This window comes from Roseburia sp. MSJ-14, from assembly GCF_018918225.1.
GTDB lineage: Bacteria > Bacillota > Clostridia > Lachnospirales > Lachnospiraceae > Petralouisia.
In genome coordinates this window covers 1-19567 of sequence record NZ_JAHLQD010000049.1, presented here as the reverse complement: position 1 = coordinate 19567, position 19567 = coordinate 1, and the positions used below count along the sequence as shown (strand labels likewise).

Below are 19567 nucleotides of genomic sequence, written 5' to 3'. Positions count from 1 at the left end.
TGAAGGCATGTACGTTGAAATGAAAGATATTGAAAAACATTATGGAGATTTCAAAGCATCGGATCATGTAAACTTTGGAATCGAAAAAGGAAAGCTGGTAGCATTACTGGGACCGAGCGGAAGTGGAAAAACAACCATACTTCGTATGCTGGCAGGATTAGAAAATCCGGACTCCGGAGACATTCTCATTAACGGAAAAAGAATCAATGACATTCCGGCAGCAAAACGAGATATTGGGTTTGTATTTCAAAATTATGCATTGTTTCGATATATGACAGTATTTGATAACATTGCCTTCGGCCTTGAAGTGCAAAAGGTACCCAAAGCTCAGATTAAAGAGCGAGTAATGGAACTGATTCAACTAACAGGACTTTCCGGAATGGAAAAGCGTTATCCAAGTCAGTTGTCAGGAGGACAGAGACAAAGAGTTGCTTTTGCAAGAGCCCTTGCTCCCAATCCACAGGTACTTCTTTTGGATGAACCGTTTGCAGCCATAGATGCGAAGGTAAGAACAGAACTTCGTAACTGGTTGAAAGATATGATACATAAAGTTGGAATTACCAGTATTTTCGTCACCCATGATCAGGATGAAGCAGTAGAAGTAGCAGATGAGATTATCATTACCAATCATGGAAGAATTGAACAGACCGGAACTCCAATGGAAATATATAAGACACCGGAAACCCCGTTTGTAGCACAGTTTATTGGAAAATCTACCGTAGTAAGTCACTATGAACAATTAAATGGATTTGATTCTGTGGCAGGAGCAGCTCAGGCAGTAATTCGACCGGAGTTTGTGAGAGTTTCTAAGAGCGGAAGACTAGAACAGTATATGAGTGCGGCAGAAGAAGGCACCGTGGAAGAAGTGGTATTCCGGGGAAATCATTTAGAGCTTACCATTAACATTAAAGGAATTTCCATTAAGGCAGAGCGTTCCTTAGAAAAAGATCCGGTAAGTGTAGGAGAAAAAGTACAGGTATTGATTTATCGATTGTACATTTTTGATGAGAACAGAACTTATCTGATGGAAAACAGCGCAATGCAGGAGAATGATGTATTCTATATCTAGGAGGCAGTTATGAAGATTCAGAACAAGAAAATAATCCATACGGATGTTTTGATTATAGGTAGTGGAACCGCTGGATGTTATGCAGCACTTACCATTCGAGAACAGTCTAATCTGTCGGTTGTAATTGCAGAAAAGGCAAACATCAAACGAAGCGGTTGTCTGGCAGCAGGAGTAAATGCCATCAATGCTTATATCGTAAAGGGACGTAAACCGGAAGATTATGTGGATTATGCAAAAAAAGATGCAGATGATATTGTAAGAGAAGATTTGCTTCTTACCATGTCAGAAGGATTAAACCGTGTTACAGCAAAATTAGAACAATTAGGACTTGTGATTTTAAAGGATGAAAACGGAGAATACGTTGCAAGAGGAAATCGAAATATCAAAATTAATGGAGAAAACATTAAGCCGATTTTAGCAGATGCAGTAAAAAAATTAGAAGATGTAACCGTAATCAATCACTTAAATATCACAGATTACATAGTAAAAGACAATCAGATTTTAGGAGCATTTGGATTTAGTATTGAAGATGGAACTGCTTATGAAATAAGAGCAAAATCAGTGATTTGTGCTACCGGAGGAGCTTCCGGATTATATAAACCCAATAATCCGGGATTTTCCAGACATAAGATGTGGTATCCACCATTTAATACAGGAGCCGGATATGCCATGGGAATTCGAGCAGGTGCAGAAATGACAACCTTTGAGATGCGTTTCATCGCACTGCGATGCAAAGATACCATTGCACCAACCGGAACTATCGCACAGGGTGTAGGAGCAAAACAGGTAAATGCGTTAGGCGAAGTATATGAGAACAAATACGGACTTACCACTTCACAACGTGTATACGGAACAGTAAAAGAAAACTTAGAAGGACGCGGACCGTGTTACCTTCGTACAGAAGGAATTACACCGAAGCAGGATGAGGAGCTGTTAAAGGCATATTTAAATATGGCACCTAGCCAGACCTTAAAGTGGATAGAAGCAGGAAAAAATCCAAGTCAGCAAAATGTGGAAATCGAAGGAACAGAACCTTATGTAGTAGGCGGTCATACAGCCAGTGGTTACTGGGTAGATACCAATCGTCAAAGTACGATTCAGGGATTGTATGCAGCAGGAGATGTGGCAGGAGGATGTCCACAAAAATATGTAACCGGTGCTCTTGTGGAAGGTGAGATTGCAGCAGAAGCTATTATACATAGCAATAACGAACTTACAAAGAAATACGAAGAACACAAGCTTACGGAACAGGAAGAAGAACAACTTCTTACAGAAAAAGTGCAGGAATATGATAAGATTTTAAATGAAAAGCAGCCGATATTTACAGTAGAGCAGTTAGAAGAAGCAATGCAAAAGGTAATGGACACCTATGCAGGCGGAATTGGCAGTCACTATCAGTTCAATGAAAAACAGCTTTCTCTGGCAGAAGAGAAAATCAACCAGATTGAGCAGTTGGCAGAAGGTTTAAGTGCAGAAGATATGCACGAGCTGATGTTCGTATATGAATTAAAAGAACGACTTACCGTATGTAAGGTATTGATTGCACACTTAAGAGCCAGAAAAGAGACCAGATGGCATAGTTTTGCCGAGAATCTGGATTATCCGGAAAAAAGTGATGAATGGTTAAAATATGTAAACTCCCGTATGGAGGATGGAAAGATTCAGATCATATACCGAGATTTGGTAGAGAGAGGAGAACAGTATGAGCATAGTCATTAACCAAAAGAAATGTGTGGGATGCAGAAAATGTATGCAGGTATGTCCGGGAACCTTAATTAAGGCGAATGAGAATGGCAAGGCATACATCAAATACCCAAAAGACTGCTGGGGCTGTGTCTCCTGTGTAAAAGAATGTCAGTTTGATGCCATTGATTTTTATCTTGGTGCCGACATTGGAGGAATGGGAAGCAAGATGAATGTAACAAGTAAAGGGGATATGATTTACTGGAATATTACCAAGTCTTGTGGAAAAAAACAAACCATAGAAATTGATAGAACAAAATCAAACCAATACTAGAAAAAAGGAGAAAAATATGAGCGAATTATCACATCTTGATGAATTAGAAGCAGAAGCCATCTACATCATCCGTGAGGTGGCAGCAGAATGCGAAAAGCCGGTAATGTTATATTCTATTGGAAAGGACAGTTCCGTTATGCTTCATCTGGCACTGAAAGCTTTCTATCCGGAGAAGCCACCTTTTCCGTTTTTACATGTAAACACTACCTGGAAGTTTAAAGAAATGATTGAGTTCCGTGACAAGGTAGCACAAAAATACGGAATCGAAATGTTAGAGTACATTAACCAGGATGGTGTAAAGCAGGGAATCAACCCATTTGATCATGGTTCTGCTTATACCGATATTATGAAAACACAGGCATTGAAACAGGCATTAAATAAATACGGATTTACCGCAGCATTTGGTGGCGGAAGACGTGACGAAGAAAAGTCCAGAGCAAAAGAAAGAATCTTTTCCTTCCGAAACGAAGCACAGGCATGGGACCCGAAAAATCAAAGACCGGAAATGTGGAAGTTATATAACACCAAGATTCATAAAGGGGAAAGTATTCGAGTATTCCCGATTTCCAACTGGACAGAAAAGGATATCTGGCAGTATATTAAACGAGAAAATATCGATATCGTACCATTGTATTTTGCAAAAGAACGTCCGGTAGTATACCGAGATGGAAACATCATTATGGTAGATGATGACAGAATGAGACTTCGTCCGGGAGAAAAAATCGAACATAAGAGTATTCGATTCCGTACCTTGGGTTGCTACCCACTAACCGGAGGGGTAGAGTCCACAGCAACTACTTTGGATGAGATTATAGAAGAAACCTTGAGTGCAGTATCCTCAGAGCGAACCAGCCGAGTAATTGATAATGAAGAGGCTGGAAGCATGGAAAGAAGAAAAAGGGAGGGATATTTCTAAGATGAGCGGATTATTAAAATTTATTACTTGCGGAAGCGTAGACGATGGAAAGTCCACCTTAATCGGACATATTTTGTATGATGCAAAATTGTTATATGCAGATCAGGAAAAAGCATTGGAATTAGACAGTAAGGTAGGAAGTCGTGGAGGAGCTATTGACTATTCTTTATTACTGGATGGACTTATGGCAGAAAGAGAACAGGGAATTACCATTGATGTGGCATATCGTTATTTTACCACAGACAATCGTAGCTTTATTGTAGCCGATACTCCGGGACATGAAGAGTACACCAGAAATATGGCAGTAGGAGCTTCCTTTGCAGACTTAGCGGTTATCTTGGTAGATGCAAAGCAAGGTGTATTGGTACAGACCAGAAGACATGCAAGAATCTGTTCCTTAATGGGAATTCGTTATTTTGTATTTGCAGTAAACAAAATGGATTTGGTAAGATATGATGAAAAACGATTCAAAGAAATCGAAGCACAGATTGCAGAACTTACCAAAGAATTAAAACTTGCAAGTGTAAAAATCATTCCGGTATCAGCAACCGAGGGTGATAACGTTACAGAAAAGTCTCCAAATATGCCATGGTATGAAGGGGAAGCGTTGCTTCCGTACTTGGAGCAGGTAGATGTTTCCGAAAAGTCCAAAGAAGAAGGATTTTATCTTCCGGTACAGCGTGTATGCCGACCAAATCATACCTTCCGTGGTTTCCAGGGACAGGTGGAATCGGGAAACATTCAGGTAGGTGACGTGATTACAACCTTGCCAAGCCGTGAAGAAGCAAAAGTAAAGAGTATTTTAGTAGGGAACAAGGAAAGTCAGAGTGCTGTAAAAGGCAATCCGGTTACCATTCAGTTAGATAAAGAAGTGGATGTTTCCAGAGGATGTGTATTGGTAAATGGAAGTGACCTTCCGGTAAGCAATCACATTGTGGTAACTCTTTTGTGGATGGACGACGAAGAACTTGTTATCGGAAAAGATTATCTAGTAAAATTAGGAACGAGACAAATTCCGGGTGTATTAACTGCAATTAGACATAAAATTGATGTAAATTCCGGTGAATTCATCGAAGCAGACCATTTAGTAAAAAATGAAATTGCATTATGTGAGATTTCCTTACAGGAAAACATCGTAGTGGATGTATTCTCTCGTCACAAGACATTAGGAGAATTGATTTTAATTGACAGAATCACCAATATGACCTCTGCCTGCGGTGTAGTAGAAGAAGTAAAACAGGGACAGGAAGATGGAACCTACTCCTTCGTAGCCGGAGATATTAAGGCAAGAGGTGATGTTTTCGAAGAGTTCTATTACAATATGGAGAGCTTAAATATCGCCAAGGCAAAACCGGTAAAAGATATTTATACCGTAGGTGATACCATTCCGGTTAAGGGTGAAAGCTATCATTACCCGGATAACTTTGATATTTTAGTACTTCGTGATAAAGTAGTAGTAGAAATCAGAGAAGAGAAAGTAGCAGCAATTAAATTGATTTCCGAATACAATTATAGTGGTTATCCATTAGTAAACGGAAGAGGATTTGCAATCGGCGTAGAATCCAAAGAGCAGTATGAAGAATTCCTTGCAGATGTGAAGAAGACAGGAGAAAATCCGGATGCGGAACTTATGGATAAGTGGATGAAGTTTGAAACATATCGTAGCATTACATTCCATGATAATTTCTGGATTATTTAAGGAGGTAACAACAGATGGTAGAATCAGCAGGATTTAATACCTCATTATTACATAGCTGTCAAGAAGGCGATAAAAGTACAGGAGCAACACTGACACCGATTTTTCAGTCCAGTGCGTTCTATCAGCCTTCTGCCAGCCAGCATGAAAAGTTATTTCACAATCAGGCACCGGGATATTCTTATACAAGATTAGGAAATCCAACTATTACAGCCTTTGAAGAAAGAATGACAAAGTTAGAAGGCGGTGTGGCTTCTATCGCATGTGCCTCCGGTATGGCAGCATTGACCAATGCACTGTTGAATATTTTACAGGCTGGAGATGAAATTGTCTCCAGTGCCAGCCTGTATGGCGGCAGTATTGATTTGTTTCGGGATTTAGAGGCATTTGGAATACACACCATTTATGTGCGAAATAACGATTGGAAACAGATTGAGGAAAGCATTACAGAAAAAACCAGAGTTATTTTTGCAGAAACCATTGGAAATCCAAGATTAGATGTAACAGATATTCGTTCCTTAAGCGAATTGGCACATAAGCATGGACTTCCACTGATTATGGATAATACCGTTGCTACTGCATATCTGGTAAAACCATTAGAGCTGGGAGCGGATATCGTAATCAATTCCACCTCTAAGTACATCAACGGTCACAGCGATGCCATTAGCGGAGTAATTACTGATGGTGGAAGTTTTAAATGGGATGCAGAAAAATATCCGGGAATGAAAGAATTTAAGAAGTTTGGTAAATTTGCCTATACAGCAAAGCTTCGTAACGGATTGTTCCGAAACACCGGAGCATGTATGGCACCACAGACAGCTTATTATAATCTTCTTGGTATAGAGACCTTAGGACTTCGTATGGAGCGAGAGTGTGAAAATGCTTATAAACTGGCAGAGTATTTAGATAGTTTAGACGGTATTGAAGTAAATTATCCGGGACTTGCAAAAAGTCCATATCATACAATTGCAAAAGAAGAATTGGTAAGAGGATTTGGAGCGATTCTTACCATTCGTGTAGGAAGTAAGGAACGTGCATTTTCTATAATGGATCAATTAAAGATTCCAATGATTGTTTCAAATATAGGAGATACCAAGTCATTGGTTATCCATCCGGAATCAACATTGAATGTACACAGTACAGAGGAAGAAAAAGAAAGTGCCGGAGTATTTGATGATTTAATCCGAATTAGTGTGGGAATTGAAGATATCGAAGATTTAATTGAAGATTTTAAACAAGCAATCGAAAACAGCAACCAATAAGGTAGGCGATACGAAAGGAGAAATAAGATGGCAGTTGATTATGGAGCATTAAAAAAAGGCGGCTTCATGCGTCAGAAACAAAAAAATAATTTTTCTTTAAGGTTACAGGTGGTAGGAGGAACTCTTACCGCAGAAAACCTTAAAATCATTGCAGAGGTAGCAGAAAAATATGGTGATGGTCATGTTCATCTTACCTCTCGTCAGGGAGTGGAAATTCCATTTATCAAACTTGATGATATTGATGAAGTAAAGGAAGAACTGGCAAAGGGAGACTGTCATCCGGGTGTATGTGGCCCTCGTGTTCGTACCGTTACCGCCTGTCAGGGGTCTGAAATCTGTCCAAGCGGAAATATTGATTCTTACAAAATTGCATTGGAACTGGATAAACGGTATTTTGCAAGAGAATTGCCTCATAAGTTTAAGTTTGGTGTAACAGGATGTCAGAACAACTGCTTAAAGGCAGAAGAAAATGACGTAGGAATCAAAGGAGCACAAATCGTAAACTGGAAAAAAGAAGACTGCATTATGTGCGGTGTCTGTGAGAAGGCCTGTCGTGAAGGTGCCATTACCATTCAGGACGGCAATATCACCCTGGATGAGCAAAAATGTAATAACTGCGGAAGATGTGTAAAGTCATGTCCAACCGATGCATGGGAAGGAACTCCGGGATTTATGGTATCCTTCGGAGGAACTTTCGGAAATCATATCAGTGAAGGAAAGTCTTTACTTCCTGTTATTACAAGTGAAGAACAGTTGTATCGTGTAACAGATGCAGCAATTCAGTTCTTTGATGACTATGCAAATCAGGGAGAAAGATTTAAGTTTACCATTGACAGAGTAGGCGTTGACAAATTAGAAAAAGTATTGAAGGAGGCATATAATGGCTGATTATGTAATTGATGAAAGAGTAGATATTACCGATGTGGTTTGCCCAATGACCTTTGTAAAGGCAAAAGTGGCAATGGAAGAATTGGAAATTGGTCAGGTACTTGCAGTTACCATGAATGATGGTGAGCCGGTACAGAACGTACCAAGAAGTTTTAAAGAAGAAGGTCAGCAGATTTTAAAACTGATTGATAATGAAAACGGAACTTATGATTTGATAGTGAAAAAGTTAGAAGACTAGAGGTGAAAAAATGGCAGCAAGAGTAAATCAGGAGCAGTTTGAGACAGAAGTGTTAAAAAGTGCAATCCCGGTATTAGCCGAGTTTTATTCAGATTCTTGTATTCCGTGCAAACAATTATCTCCCATTTTAGGAGATATCGAAGATGACTATGAAGATAAGGTAAAAGTAGTAAAAATCAATGTAAACTTTGATAGTGATCTTGCAGCACAATATGAGGTAATGGCATCTCCCACAATTTTATTTTTCAAGGATGGTGCAGAAGTAAAACGGACACGCGGTTTGGTAAAAAAAGAAGAATTGGAAACAATTATTAAAACATTAATATAAAATCATGGAGGAAGAAAATGAAAGCAACAATCGCAGGAGTAAACAAAGAAATCGCAGAAGGAACAACAATTGCAAAATTAATCGTGGATGAAAAGGTAGAAAACGCAGAATATGTAACTGTTACCTTGAACGATGACTTCTTAGACAAGGAAGCATTTGAAACTACAGTCATCAAAGAAGGAGATAATATCGAATTCTTATACTTCATGGGAGGAGGAGCTTTTTAATGGCATTTACAAGTGAACAAATGGAGCGCTACTCCAGACACATTATTTTACAGGAAGTCGGTGTAAAAGGACAGAAGAAACTGTTAAATAGTAAAGTTCTGATTATCGGTGCCGGCGGATTAGGAGCACCGGCAGCAATGTATCTTGCAGCAGCAGGTGTAGGAACCATCGGAATTGCCGATGCAGATGAAGTGGATTTATCCAATCTTCAAAGACAGATTATCCATGCAACCAAAGATGTTGGTAAGGCAAAGGTAAAATCAGCAAAAGAAACCATCAATGAGATGAACCCGGATGTAACTGTAAATACATATCGTACCTTTGTTACGTCAGAAAATATTATGGACTTAATCAAAGACTATGACTTTATTATTGATGGAACAGATAATTTCCCGGCAAAATTCTTAATAAACGATGCTTGTGTTATGGCGAAAAAGCCATTTTCCCATGCCGGAATCATTCGTTTCCAGGGACAGTTAATGACTTATGTTCCGGGAGAAGGACCATGCTATCGTTGTGTATTTAAGAATCCACCACCAAAGGACGCAGTACCAACCTGTAAGCAGGCAGGTGTTATCGGAGCTATGGGTGGAGTTATCGGAAGCCTTCAGGCAATGGAAGCAATTAAATATATCGTAGGTGTAGGAGAACTTTTAACAGGAAAACTTTTAACTTACGATGCATTGAAAATGGAATTCCGTACCGTAAAATTACCAAAGAAAGTAAAAGATTGTCCAATTTGTGGAGAACATCCAACAATCACACAGTTGATTGATTATGAGCAGATAGAGTGTGACGGAAAATAAAATCATTAAGGAGGAGCGAGATGTTATATTTAAAACAGCAGGATTATGAAAAAATACTGGAACATTGCAAAAAAGGATTACCAAATGAGTCTTGTGGGCTAATTGGTGGCAGAAAAGAAGAAGAAAATCAGTATGTAGAAAAAGTATATCTGCTGACAAATGTGGATGCGAGTCGTGAACATTTTTCTATGGATCCAAAGGAACAGTTAGCAGCCGTAAAGGATATGCGCACCAATGGTTATGAACCTTTAGGAAATTTCCATTCTCATCCGGAATCTCCTTCTCGTCCATCTGAAGAAGATAAGAGACTTGCGTATGATTCAAAGGCAAATTATTTAATTCTTTCTTTAATGGAGGAAAACAATCCGGTTTTGAAGGCTTTTCGGATTGACGAGGAGAAAAATGTAACAGTAGAGCCAATTGAAATAATTTGACGAACTTCCAAATAAATGATAAAATTTAAGAAATATTATGCTTAAATAGGGTAATTAAGTATTTGGGAGAAGAGAAACGTGAGAGAAGAACTATTCCAGCCGAGAGAACTGAAAAGACAGCGGATTAATGAGTGCCTTGCAGAGGCAGTCAAGTTGCCACTGTGCATTGTGCAGGCATCCGCAGGAATGGGGAAGAAGACTGCCGTACGAGATTTTTTAGAAGAAGCAGGAGTACGATATTTTTGGTATTCTTTAAAAGAAGACCAATGTGATGATGAATGGATATGGAAACGAATCACAGAAGTTCTCGCACAGGAAGTAAAGGAAGAAGTGCGAGAATTTCTGGGAACTTGTTTCCCAAAGACCCCACAGGAAAGACAGAATTTTATACATCAGCTAAATCGAAGCGTACAAAAAGAAACAATCATAGTAATTGAAAATGAATATCAGGACACCTACAGCGAAGAATTTGATTTTTTGCTGGAAGACATTGCTGAGGCAGAGTTAGATCATCTGCATATTGTTTTAATCTGTCAGCGATTGTCTGGGTTCCGTTGTGGTAAGCTGATTTTAGATAGAAAATGTACTGTAATTCGTAAGAATATACTAAGTTTTACAGAAGAAGAGATTGGCACCTATTTTAAAAATAATGGGATAGATTTACCCTTTAAGGAAAGAAAGGCAATCTATCAATATACAGAAGGCTGGACTTCTGTCATATGTCTGATTTTAATTGATTATATGCGAACCGGAGAATTAAACAGTTTTTTCAGTGCATGGAATTTTATGAAGGAATTGGTATTTGATGAATTGTCTGAGACGGAACGTGAAATTATTATGAAATTATCTCCTCTTGAAAATTTTACCATGCAGGAAGCAATTTATGTGACACAGATGCCGGAGTGCCGAATAGAATTACAGAATTGTGCATTAGAGACTAATTTTATGGAATACGATATGGTGACTCGAACATTTCGACTTCACCATTTATTGCGATTAATTGCAGAAAAAGAATATACAGATCGAGGAAATTCTGTAAATGAAGTTTGGAAACGTTCTGCTATGTGGGAAGAGCGTCAGGGAAAAATGACGGCTGCAATTCAAAATTATATTAAAATAGGTGAAGAACAGGAAGTTTTCCGTGTATTAGAAAGTGAAAATGCATTAGAACTTTATCGAACCATACCCAAGGTATTTGAGAACTTTTTCAGAGGTGTATCAGTAGAAGAAAAGTTGACGCATTTAAAGGCATATTTAATATATATTTATTACTGGGAAGTATACGGTGTGATGGAAAATGCCCGTAGAGATTTTCAAGAGACTGAGAAATACTTTTATGAAAAAGGAATGGATAAAAGTCCTCAAAATAAGCGAATGTTAGGTGAAATGCTGATTATGCGCAGCATTATGAGTATTGATGATGTGGGCAAAATGGCAGAGACAATCCAACAAGCTTATGAAGTGTTAGAGGGAAGACCATCTGAGATATTTAATGAGCGGTTTATTGCTATGTTTATGGTACCGGAGCTATATGGAATTTATTATAGCGAGGCAGGAAAACTTCTGGGTTCCATTGAAAAGATAAAAGAGTTCAGCAGATATTATCTGGCACTGGTGAATGCAAAGGATTCCGGTTGGGAATGGATGGCAGAAGGTGAGTACTGTTATTTAATGGGCGATGTGCAAAGAGCCGTGGAAATTAGCGAAATTGCTTTTCAGAAGGCTTGTTTCCGCAAGGAAGCGGCGGCGATTATCAGTACCGCATTCTTAAAAATGAAATGTTACATATATCTTGGAAAATATACAGAATTGGTGGAATGCCTCAATGTATTAGAAGAGGCAGGAAGTGCCATCAATAAAAGAGAAAACATTACGGTGCTGTATGATTTGGTAAATGGATATATCCGACAGTGTATGGGAGAACCGGGAATTGCAGAATGGCTTAAGAATTATGAGCTTATTTCCTATAATAATTACTTTAAAATCACCTGTGCAGGAAGTGTTACCTACGGTAGAATTTTAATGGAAGAGGGAAAATATGCACAATTGACAGCTATTGCAGAAGATATGATGGAGTATCAGGAATGGAGCTCTAGCTGCTATTTACGGATAAAGGGTGGAGTCTATCTGACGATTGCTAAATATCATCTTTTTGGAGAAGAAGCTGCCAGAGAAGAATTGGAAAAAGTACTAAAAGTGGCGCAAAAAGATAATTGGTTGCATTGTTTATGGAGAACGCCGGAGAACTTTTACCAATTTTAAAATTGGTGGAAGATGACGAAATAGACCACGAGTACCTTAAAAAGGTGATTTTCCATTGTCAACAGTATCAAACAGGGCAAAACCTTATTTTAAATAAGGGAGAAGGTCAAAAAGAAGCAAGTTTGTTGACAGAGCGAGAATTAGAGATTCTTCAGCTTGTCAAAACCGGTTATAAAAACGGTGAAATTGGAAAAACTTTAAATATAGCTACTGTTACGGTAGAAAAAGCATTATCCAATATATATCGAAAGTTAAATGTAAAAGGAAGAACTGAGGCAGTAAAAAAATTAGAAAAAGTATTGTAAGCTCCATACCTAATTTTCTGTAAAAATATATGGAGTTCCATAATAGAAAAATATGGAGTTATTGTGTATAATACAAGAGAACTTTGTGAAGAGGGGTTACCTGATATCGGTGAGGGGGATATCAGGCAACAAGAAAATTAGGGCGAGTATTTACGCATAGAGTTAGGAGCATTACGTTTCGTAGTGCTTCTTTTTGGTATATGATAAAATAATTCATGTATGAAAGAAAAAACACACAAAGCATACTGTATATAGTATACTGTATACAAGAAATCCGAGAATGAAACAGCAGGATTTTAGAAACACTATAAAATACGATACCAAATAACAATTTCAATTAAAGAAAGGAGTCCATATGGAAAAAATTCAATTAGAAAAAGATTGTGGATGTGTAAATTTGAGAAAAGTTGCAATGATTGGCTGTGGTTTTGTAGGTTCTGCTTCCGCATTTAGTTTAATGCAGAGTGGAATGTTTTCTGAAATGGTGCTGATTGATGCAGACAAAGAAAAGGCAGAAGGAGAAGCATTGGATATCAGCCACGGTGTACCATTTGCAAGACCGATGAAGATTTATGCGGGAGACTATGATGATATTGTAGATGCAGCTATTATTGTAATTACTGCAGGAGCTAATCAAAAGCCGGGTGAGACCAGATTGGATTTGGTGCGCAAGAACATCGGTATTTTTAAATCTATTATTCCGGAGATTGCAAAACGTAATTGTCAGGGAATTTTACTGGTTGTATCGAACCCGGTAGATATTCTCACCTATACCGCATTAAAATTAAGCGGATTTGAAGAAAACAGAGTTATCGGTTCCGGTACTGTTTTGGATACTGCACGTTTGAAATATATGTTAGGAGAACATTTGCAGGTAGACAGCCGAAGTGTACATGCATTTATTATCGGAGAACATGGAGATAGTGAAATTGCAGCATGGAGTAGTGCAAATGTATCGGGAATTGCAGTGGATGATTTCTGTGAAATGCGTGGACACTATCAGCATGATGAAGCAACAGAACGAATTGCAGAAAATGTAAAAAACAGTGCCTATGAGATTATTTCTAAGAAACATGCAACTTATTATGGAATTGCTATGGCAGTACGAAGAATTTGTGAGGCAATTTTAAGGGATGAGAAGTCAATCATGCCAATTTCCAGTATGATGCACGGAGAATATGGAATTGAAGACATTGTATTGTCCATGCCTGCTATCGTAGGAAAACATGGTATGGAGAATCGAGTACCGATTTCTTTAGATCAGGATGAAATTAAGAAATTAAAAGAATCGGCAGATATTTTGAAGGATATATTAAAAGAACACGAACTTTAAAATAAGAGATTAGCCACAGGGACTTTGTATATAAGAAACTGTGGCTGATTTGTTGTTTACACAACATGGACTTTTTTAGAAAAAAATGATAAAATAATGAGAAGTGTTCAGCAGTTTGGCAAAGGAGAGAAAATGAAAAAGGGAATATTATTTGATTTAGACGGAACATTGTGGGATTCTTCAGAAGAAGTAGCCTATTCGTGGAAAATGGCATTAGAACAGCGCAAAGATGTGGAAAAAGATATTACCATGGAGGATATTCAGAGTGTAATGGGAAAAACCATGGAGGATATCGCAAATATTCTTTTTGCTGAGTATGATGTGGAAAAGAGAATGGAGCTATTAAAATATTGCTGTGAGATAGAAAATGAATATATTCGCACGCATGGAGGAAAGCTTTTAAAAGGATTAGAGGAAACCTTACAAAAGTTAAAACAGGCAGGATATCATCTCTATATTGTAAGCAATTGTCAGGTGGGATATATTGAAGCATTTTTAGAATATCATAAGCTGGGGAGTTATTTTGATGACTTTGAGAGCTATGGCGGAACCGGAAAGCCGAAGGGAGATAATATCCGTTTGGTGGTAGAACGCAATCATTTGGACAAAGCGGTTTACCTTGGAGACACGCAGGGAGATTATGAGGCAACCATGCAGGCAGGACTCCCATTTATCCATGCAAGAACCGGATATGGAACGATTAATGTAGAAGTGCCATTTATTCGGGAACTTTCAGAATTGCCGGATAAGGTAAAAGAATTTTTGGATAGATAGGATAATGATAAACAGAGTAGTTAGAACAAGATAATTAGAGCAAGATAATTAGAATAAAAAGTAATTGGAAATAAGGCAATTAAAACGAAGATAATCAGAATAAGGATAAGCAGGAGGATAAAATGGAAAAGATTGCAAGTTTTACAATAGACCATATTAAGTTAGAACCGGGGGTGTATGTGTCAAGAAAGGATCATGTGGGAGCAGAAGTGATTACCACCTTTGACCTTCGCATGACAAGCCCTAACGATGAACCGGTGATGAATACAGCAGAAGTGCATACATTAGAGCATTTGGGAGCTACATTCTTACGAAATGATAAAGAGTATAAGGAAAAAGTTATTTATTTTGGACCTATGGGATGCCGTACCGGATTTTATTTGTTATTGGCAGGAGATTATGAATCGAAAGATATCGTAGAGTTAGTAACAAGAATGTATGAATTTATGAGAGATTTCAAAGGTGAGGTGCCGGGAGCAAGTGCAAAAGATTGCGGCAACTATTTGGATATGAATCTTGGCATGGCAAATTATCTTGCAAAACGTTATCTGGAAAATACATTGTATGGAATTGATGAAAAGCATCTGGTATATCCACAATAATGATAAGGAACAGAAGATATTTTAGAAAAGCAGGAGAAAAGAAAATGAAAAAAATCGGAATTATCGGTGCCATGGAACTGGAAGTAGAAGAACTGAAGAGTAAGATGGAGATTACTCGTAAGGAAGAAAGAGCTTCTATGGAGTTCCTAGAGGGAATGTTAAATGGAACAGATGTGGTAATTGTACGAAGTGGAATTGGTAAGGTAAATGCAGCACTTTGTACTCAGATTCTGTGTGATGTTTTTGAGGTAACACATATTATTAATACAGGAGTTGCAGGTTCTTTAAAAAATGAAATCAATATTGGTGATATTGTAGTATCTACGGATGCCTTACACCATGATGTGGATGTAAGAGTATTTGGATATCCGTTAGGAGAAGTACCACAGATGGGATGTCTTGCATTTCCGGCAGATGAAAAGCTGAGTGCTTTGGCAGTGGAATGTTGTAAGGAAGTAAACCCGGATATTTCTGTATACAACGGAAGAATCGTAAGTGGAGATCAGTTTGTCAGTGATAAAAAGGTAAAAGAGCATATTATCACAAACTTCGGAGGATTTTGTGTAGAGATGGAAGGAGCCTCCATTGCTCATGCAGCATATTTAAATCATGTGCCATTTGTAATTATTCGTGCAATTTCAGATAAGGCAGATGATAGTGCAGAAATGGATTATCCAACCTTTGAAAAGGCGGCAGCAGCCCACTCCGCAGCATTAGTAGAGCATATGCTCCCGTTGATTTAGTGATTTTGAAATGAATGAAAAAAATAGGGGATGTAAAAATGGCAGGAAGTCATATTGCAATTCCTACGATTCTGAAAGTAGGAAAAGGAACATTAGGAAACTTAGGAATGTATCTTCAGGCGAACCAAATGAAACATGCAGTCATTTATTTTGGAAACGGTCTGATTGAGATGTTTGGAAACATGGTAATGCAGTCCTTGAAAGAACAAGGAGTTACCGTAGTAGAGTATCGGGAGTTAGATTCCATACGAATAGAGGATATTATTGAACTGGCATTTTCCATTGATGTAAAAACACAGGTCATTGTTGGAATTGGTGGAGGAAAAGTAATCGATGCCGCAAAATACGCAGCTTATTTGCGAAAACTTCCGTTTGTCAGCGTGCCTACTTCTGCATCCAGTGATGGATTTTCCAGTGCCAGTGCATCTTTATTGGTAGACAGAAAGAGAAATTCCGTACCGGCAAGAATGGCATATGGAATTATCGCAGATACAGATATTATTAAAAGTGCACCGGAAAAGTTCTTGTATTCTGGAATTGGCGATTTAGTATCGAAAATTACAGCATTATATGACTGGGTATATGAGGATGAAAACGGATATGCAGTAGTAAATGATTTTGCGGTAATGATTGCAAAAAAGGCGGTAAACAGTTTTGTTAGAACTCCTTTTGAAAGTATAAAGGATGACTTATTTTTGCGGGAATTACTGGATTCGCTGGCAATGAGTGGAATTGCAAATGAAATTGCAGGCAGTAGCGCACCAACCAGTGGAAGTGAACATCTGATATCCCATGCATTAGATAAAATGTTAGAAACACCGCAACTTCATGGAATACAGGTAGGAATTGCCACTTATTTGATGAGTGTGGTACAAGACCACCGTTATAAACGTGTAAATACCATCTTTACCGATACAGGATTTTGGGATTATGTAGAGACATTGGAGTTAAAACGAGAAGATTATGAGAAAGCCATTGATTTGGCACCGACCATAAAACCATATCGTCACACCTATTTGCATGAAGAAAAGTATCGTGCTTTGGCAAAGCAGGTGTTGCATGAAGATGATGTATTAAGGAGAATTTTAAAGTAGTCCTTTTAAGGCAAAATAGTAGAAAATCAAAGAAAATAGTCCTTCATAAGTTCATGTTTTGTATATAACTTATGAGGGACTATTTTTATGCAATAGGAAGTGGACTCTTTGTTCTATATGGTATAATTATTTAAAAGTCAATTTCTTCGTCATAGTAGCAGGCTTTTAATAATTTTTCCATTTCTTCCGGAGTAGGAATTCTTGGATTAGAGCCGGTACATGCGTCAGAGATAGCCAGTTTTGCCACTTCCGGTAATTTTTCCATAAATTCTTTTTCGTCAATAATACCGCCTTCATAATCTTTGATACAAGAAGGAATTTCCAAAGATACATTCATGGATTTTAACTCTGCAATCAAAGCATCTACTAATTCAGCATCAGAAGAACCTTTCAAGTCGATAAATCGTGCAATTTCAGCGTAACGTTTCTGTGCTTCCGGATTTTTTGCGTTATATTTGATAACTTTTGGCAGATACATCGCATTTGCACATCCATGTACAATGTGACCACCACTATAAGCAGCTCCGGTTTTGTGTGCCATGGAGTGAACAATACCAAGCAAAGCATTAGAAAATGCCATTCCTGCAAGACATTGTGCGTTGTGCATACGGTCACGGGCATCCATATCTCCGTCAAAAGATGCTTTTAAGTCATTGTGAATCATTTTAATAGCATGAAGTGCTAATGGGTCTGTATAATCACAATGAAGCGTAGAAACATATGCTTCGATGGCATGTGTCATAGCGTCCATTCCGGTATGAGCAGTCAGCTTCTTTGGCATTTTTTCAGCAAGCTCCGGATCAACAATAGCAACATCCGGTGTGATGTTAAAATCAGCCAAAGGATACTTAATACCTTTTTTATAATCGGTGATAACAGAAAAAGCAGTTACTTCGGTAGCAGTTCCGGAAGTAGAAGGAATTGCACAGAATTTAGCTTTTGTTCTTAAAGTCGGAAAACTAAAAGGAGTAATTAAATCTTCGAATGTAGTATCTGGGTATTCATAAAATGCCCACATAGCCTTTGCAGCATCAATTGGAGAACCGCCACCCATAGCGACAATCCAGTCCGGTTGGAATTCCTGCATTTTTGCAGCACCTTTCATAACCGTATCTACACTTGGGTCAGGCTCTACGTTTTCAAAAAGAGTGACTTCCATTCCGGCTTCCTCTAAATAAGAAACAGCTCGGTCAAGAAAGCCAAAACGACGCATAGAACCGCCTCCAACGACTAAAATGGCTTTTTTGCCGGTTAAATTCTTCAGTTCTTCCAAACAACCTTTTCCGTGGTACAAATCTCGTGGTAATGTAAATCTTGCCATAAAAAACCCTCCTATTAAAGAAAAATCGTTAAGTTATAATAAAATCCTATCATCAAAACAAATAAAAGTCAAATAAAAACAAAACATGTTTTGTATAAAATGCACAAAGAAATAAGAAAAAATAAGAAACAATATATTTCATAATATTTTCTTAATTTATAAAAAATTCATTGTTTCCGGAAAAGGGCTGTGCTATAATTCTGTTGATAAAATAGTTTAAAGGGTGATTTTATGAGAGAAAAGTTAAAAGACTTCCTATATCGGTACCGACATGGATGGATTTTATCTTATTTGATAATATATCTGATATGGTTTGCATATTTGGAAAATACAGTAACCAGACGTTTTCATGTAATACATATGGCAGTAGATGATTACATTCCTTTTATAGAAGTATTCATTATTCCGTATTTATTATGGTTTGGTTATGTAGCAGTAGCAATTATTTATTTCTTCTTTAAGAATGTTTCGGATTATTATAAGTTATGTTGCTTTTTATTTGTGGGAATGACAATATTCCTAGTGGCATCTACTATATATCCCAATGGACATTATTTAAGACCAAGAGTATTTGAAAGAGATAATATTTTTGTAAGTATGGTACAATGGCTGTATGCAACAGATACACCGACGAATTTATTCCCAAGTATTCATGTATATAATTCCCTTGGGGTACATATTGCAATCAGCCACAGCGAGCAATTGAAAAATAAAAAGTGGATTCAATGGGGCTCCTTTATTTTGATGTGTTCCATTATTGCATCTACCATGTTTTTGAAACAACATTCTGTATTCGATGTACTTACCGCATGTGCAACTGCAATTGTGATGTATACTTTCGTATATGGAGGCAATTGGCAGGAAAGCAAGAAGCGTGTATATCAGAGACAATATCGAGAAATTTAGAAAACAGCAGCACCTGTTCTAAGGAGAATAGGCGTTGCTGTTTTTGTATTATAGGAAAAACGTGTTATGTTAAAGTAAAAAAGTACAGAATGAAAAATATAAATTTTGAAATGGATGTAATCCTTTTAGTAGATTGCATATAATAATATAATCACTTGACGTACATAGGGACGTATAACACTAACTGAGAGAAAAATAATAAAAAACAAGATTGACAACAAAAGACAAAATATTTACAATAAAAAGAATTTGAGGGAAGAATTAGATAGGGAAAAGTAAGGGAACATCCGGTTCTGCAATTCAGCAGACTGCTAATTCGGTAATTAATTCCAGAAAACATAAAAAT

At 37.7% G+C, this 19567-nt stretch carries 21 protein-coding genes; 20 read left to right on the top strand and 1 reads right to left on the bottom strand.

The features are described from left to right. Window positions 1-7: 7 nt before the first annotated feature. The 19 genes from KQI83_RS13375 to KQI83_RS13285 all read left to right on the top strand — a co-directional run bounded on the left by KQI83_RS13375 (window position 8) and on the right by KQI83_RS13285 (window position 16994). On the top strand, window positions 8-1069 hold the full coding sequence (locus tag KQI83_RS13375; RefSeq protein WP_216559027.1) for an ABC transporter ATP-binding protein: 1062 nt from the start codon (window positions 8-10) through the stop codon (window positions 1067-1069). Between the two features lie 9 nt (window positions 1070-1078). Further along, window positions 1079-2788, top strand: coding sequence for an adenylyl-sulfate reductase subunit alpha (locus KQI83_RS13370; protein WP_216559025.1), 1710 nt, complete (start codon window positions 1079-1081; stop codon window positions 2786-2788). Then, the gene (locus KQI83_RS13365; protein WP_216559022.1) at window positions 2772-3086 is read left to right on the top strand and encodes a 4Fe-4S dicluster domain-containing protein; all 315 of its coding nucleotides are present in this window, start codon (window positions 2772-2774) and stop codon (window positions 3084-3086) included. The genes KQI83_RS13370 and KQI83_RS13365 overlap by 17 nt, the downstream gene beginning before the upstream one ends. Window positions 3087-3102: 16 nt before the next feature. After that, window positions 3103-4002 (top strand): sulfate adenylyltransferase subunit CysD, encoded by a 900-nt coding sequence (gene cysD, locus KQI83_RS13360; RefSeq protein WP_216559019.1) that lies wholly within the window; start codon window positions 3103-3105, stop codon window positions 4000-4002. Between the two features lies 1 nt (window position 4003). Continuing rightward, window positions 4004-5701, top strand: coding sequence for a sulfate adenylyltransferase subunit 1 (locus KQI83_RS13355; protein WP_216559016.1), 1698 nt, complete (start codon window positions 4004-4006; stop codon window positions 5699-5701). Window positions 5702-5715: 14 nt separating this feature from the next. Then, on the top strand, window positions 5716-6960 hold the full coding sequence (locus tag KQI83_RS13350; RefSeq protein WP_216559013.1) for an O-acetylhomoserine aminocarboxypropyltransferase/cysteine synthase family protein: 1245 nt from the start codon (window positions 5716-5718) through the stop codon (window positions 6958-6960). 27 nt (window positions 6961-6987) lie between these two features. After that, the gene (locus tag KQI83_RS13345; RefSeq protein WP_216559004.1) at window positions 6988-7848 is read left to right on the top strand and encodes a 4Fe-4S binding protein; all 861 of its coding nucleotides are present in this window, start codon (window positions 6988-6990) and stop codon (window positions 7846-7848) included. Continuing rightward, window positions 7841-8086, top strand: coding sequence for a sulfurtransferase TusA family protein (locus KQI83_RS13340; RefSeq protein WP_216559002.1), 246 nt, complete (start codon window positions 7841-7843; stop codon window positions 8084-8086). Before KQI83_RS13345 ends, KQI83_RS13340 begins: the two co-directional genes overlap by 8 nt. Window positions 8087-8096: 10 nt before the next feature. Continuing rightward, on the top strand, window positions 8097-8414 hold the full coding sequence (gene trxA, locus KQI83_RS13335) for a thioredoxin (protein ID WP_216558999.1): 318 nt from the start codon (window positions 8097-8099) through the stop codon (window positions 8412-8414). A 17-nt stretch (window positions 8415-8431) separates the two neighbouring features. Beyond that, window positions 8432-8641 (top strand): sulfur carrier protein ThiS, encoded by a 210-nt coding sequence (thiS, locus tag KQI83_RS13330; RefSeq protein ID WP_216558997.1) that lies wholly within the window; start codon window positions 8432-8434, stop codon window positions 8639-8641. Continuing rightward, a complete protein-coding gene (gene thiF, locus KQI83_RS13325) occupies window positions 8641-9447 on the top strand; it encodes a thiazole biosynthesis adenylyltransferase ThiF (protein WP_216558994.1) in 807 nt (268 codons plus the stop codon). Before thiS ends, thiF begins: the two co-directional genes overlap by 1 nt. Before the next feature lie 20 nt (window positions 9448-9467). Further along, window positions 9468-9881, top strand: coding sequence for a M67 family metallopeptidase (locus KQI83_RS13320; protein WP_216558992.1), 414 nt, complete (start codon window positions 9468-9470; stop codon window positions 9879-9881). A 78-nt stretch (window positions 9882-9959) separates the two neighbouring features. Beyond that, the gene (locus tag KQI83_RS13315; protein WP_216558989.1) at window positions 9960-12143 is read left to right on the top strand and encodes a hypothetical protein; all 2184 of its coding nucleotides are present in this window, start codon (window positions 9960-9962) and stop codon (window positions 12141-12143) included. Continuing rightward, window positions 12110-12448: a response regulator transcription factor gene (locus tag KQI83_RS13310; RefSeq protein ID WP_216558986.1), complete on the top strand. Its 339-nt coding sequence runs from the start codon at window positions 12110-12112 to the stop codon at window positions 12446-12448. Before KQI83_RS13315 ends, KQI83_RS13310 begins: the two co-directional genes overlap by 34 nt. 355 nt (window positions 12449-12803) lie before the next feature. After that, on the top strand, window positions 12804-13781 hold the full coding sequence (locus KQI83_RS13305) for an L-lactate dehydrogenase (protein WP_216558983.1): 978 nt from the start codon (window positions 12804-12806) through the stop codon (window positions 13779-13781). Between the two features lie 132 nt (window positions 13782-13913). Then, complete coding sequence (locus tag KQI83_RS13300; protein ID WP_216558980.1) at window positions 13914-14555, top strand: HAD family hydrolase; 642 nt, start codon at window positions 13914-13916, stop codon at window positions 14553-14555. Window positions 14556-14677: 122 nt separating this feature from the next. Beyond that, on the top strand, window positions 14678-15157 hold the full coding sequence (locus KQI83_RS13295) for an S-ribosylhomocysteine lyase (RefSeq protein WP_216558977.1): 480 nt from the start codon (window positions 14678-14680) through the stop codon (window positions 15155-15157). A gap of 44 nt (window positions 15158-15201) precedes the next feature. Then, window positions 15202-15900 (top strand): 5'-methylthioadenosine/adenosylhomocysteine nucleosidase, encoded by a 699-nt coding sequence (locus KQI83_RS13290; protein WP_216558974.1) that lies wholly within the window; start codon window positions 15202-15204, stop codon window positions 15898-15900. A 38-nt stretch (window positions 15901-15938) separates the two neighbouring features. After that, on the top strand, window positions 15939-16994 hold the full coding sequence (locus tag KQI83_RS13285; RefSeq protein WP_216558971.1) for an iron-containing alcohol dehydrogenase family protein: 1056 nt from the start codon (window positions 15939-15941) through the stop codon (window positions 16992-16994). A gap of 130 nt (window positions 16995-17124) precedes the next feature. Here the strand turns inward: KQI83_RS13285 and KQI83_RS13280 are convergent, their stop codons facing one another. After that, entirely contained in the window at window positions 17125-18315 is a 1191-nt protein-coding gene (locus KQI83_RS13280) for an iron-containing alcohol dehydrogenase (RefSeq protein WP_216558968.1), read from the bottom strand. Between the two features lie 231 nt (window positions 18316-18546). Here KQI83_RS13280 and KQI83_RS13275 point away from each other — a divergent pair, with 231 nt between their 5' ends. Next, window positions 18547-19221, top strand: coding sequence for a phosphatase PAP2 family protein (locus KQI83_RS13275; RefSeq protein WP_216558966.1), 675 nt, complete (start codon window positions 18547-18549; stop codon window positions 19219-19221). Window positions 19222-19567 lie beyond the last annotated feature (346 nt).

Excerpts from the sequence above, each read along its gene's own strand:
- KQI83_RS13300 (WP_216558980.1), top strand. The coding sequence starts at position 13,914 with ATGAAAAAGGGAATATTATTTGATTTAGACGGAACATTGTGGGATTCT.
- KQI83_RS13320 (WP_216558992.1), top strand. The coding sequence starts at position 9,468 with ATGTTATATTTAAAACAGCAGGATTATGAAAAAATACTGGAACATTGC.
- trxA (WP_216558999.1), top strand. The coding sequence starts at position 8,097 with ATGGCAGCAAGAGTAAATCAGGAGCAGTTTGAGACAGAAGTGTTAAAA.
- KQI83_RS13285 (WP_216558971.1), top strand. The coding sequence starts at position 15,939 with ATGGCAGGAAGTCATATTGCAATTCCTACGATTCTGAAAGTAGGAAAA.
- KQI83_RS13280 (WP_216558968.1), bottom strand. The coding sequence starts at position 18,315 with ATGGCAAGATTTACATTACCACGAGATTTGTACCACGGAAAAGGTTGT.
- thiS (WP_216558997.1), top strand. The coding sequence starts at position 8,432 with ATGAAAGCAACAATCGCAGGAGTAAACAAAGAAATCGCAGAAGGAACA.
- KQI83_RS13340 (WP_216559002.1), top strand. The coding sequence starts at position 7,841 with ATGGCTGATTATGTAATTGATGAAAGAGTAGATATTACCGATGTGGTT.
- thiF (WP_216558994.1), top strand. The coding sequence starts at position 8,641 with ATGGCATTTACAAGTGAACAAATGGAGCGCTACTCCAGACACATTATT.
- cysD (WP_216559019.1), top strand. The coding sequence starts at position 3,103 with ATGAGCGAATTATCACATCTTGATGAATTAGAAGCAGAAGCCATCTAC.
- KQI83_RS13370 (WP_216559025.1), top strand. The coding sequence starts at position 1,079 with ATGAAGATTCAGAACAAGAAAATAATCCATACGGATGTTTTGATTATA.
- KQI83_RS13290 (WP_216558974.1), top strand. The coding sequence starts at position 15,202 with ATGAAAAAAATCGGAATTATCGGTGCCATGGAACTGGAAGTAGAAGAA.
- KQI83_RS13355 (WP_216559016.1), top strand. The coding sequence starts at position 4,004 with ATGAGCGGATTATTAAAATTTATTACTTGCGGAAGCGTAGACGATGGA.
- KQI83_RS13310 (WP_216558986.1), top strand. The coding sequence starts at position 12,110 with ATGGAGAACGCCGGAGAACTTTTACCAATTTTAAAATTGGTGGAAGAT.
- KQI83_RS13295 (WP_216558977.1), top strand. The coding sequence starts at position 14,678 with ATGGAAAAGATTGCAAGTTTTACAATAGACCATATTAAGTTAGAACCG.
- KQI83_RS13365 (WP_216559022.1), top strand. The coding sequence starts at position 2,772 with ATGAGCATAGTCATTAACCAAAAGAAATGTGTGGGATGCAGAAAATGT.
- KQI83_RS13350 (WP_216559013.1), top strand. The coding sequence starts at position 5,716 with ATGGTAGAATCAGCAGGATTTAATACCTCATTATTACATAGCTGTCAA.
- KQI83_RS13375 (WP_216559027.1), top strand. The coding sequence starts at position 8 with ATGTACGTTGAAATGAAAGATATTGAAAAACATTATGGAGATTTCAAA.
- KQI83_RS13275 (WP_216558966.1), top strand. The coding sequence starts at position 18,547 with ATGAGAGAAAAGTTAAAAGACTTCCTATATCGGTACCGACATGGATGG.
- KQI83_RS13345 (WP_216559004.1), top strand. The coding sequence starts at position 6,988 with ATGGCAGTTGATTATGGAGCATTAAAAAAAGGCGGCTTCATGCGTCAG.
- KQI83_RS13305 (WP_216558983.1), top strand. The coding sequence starts at position 12,804 with ATGGAAAAAATTCAATTAGAAAAAGATTGTGGATGTGTAAATTTGAGA.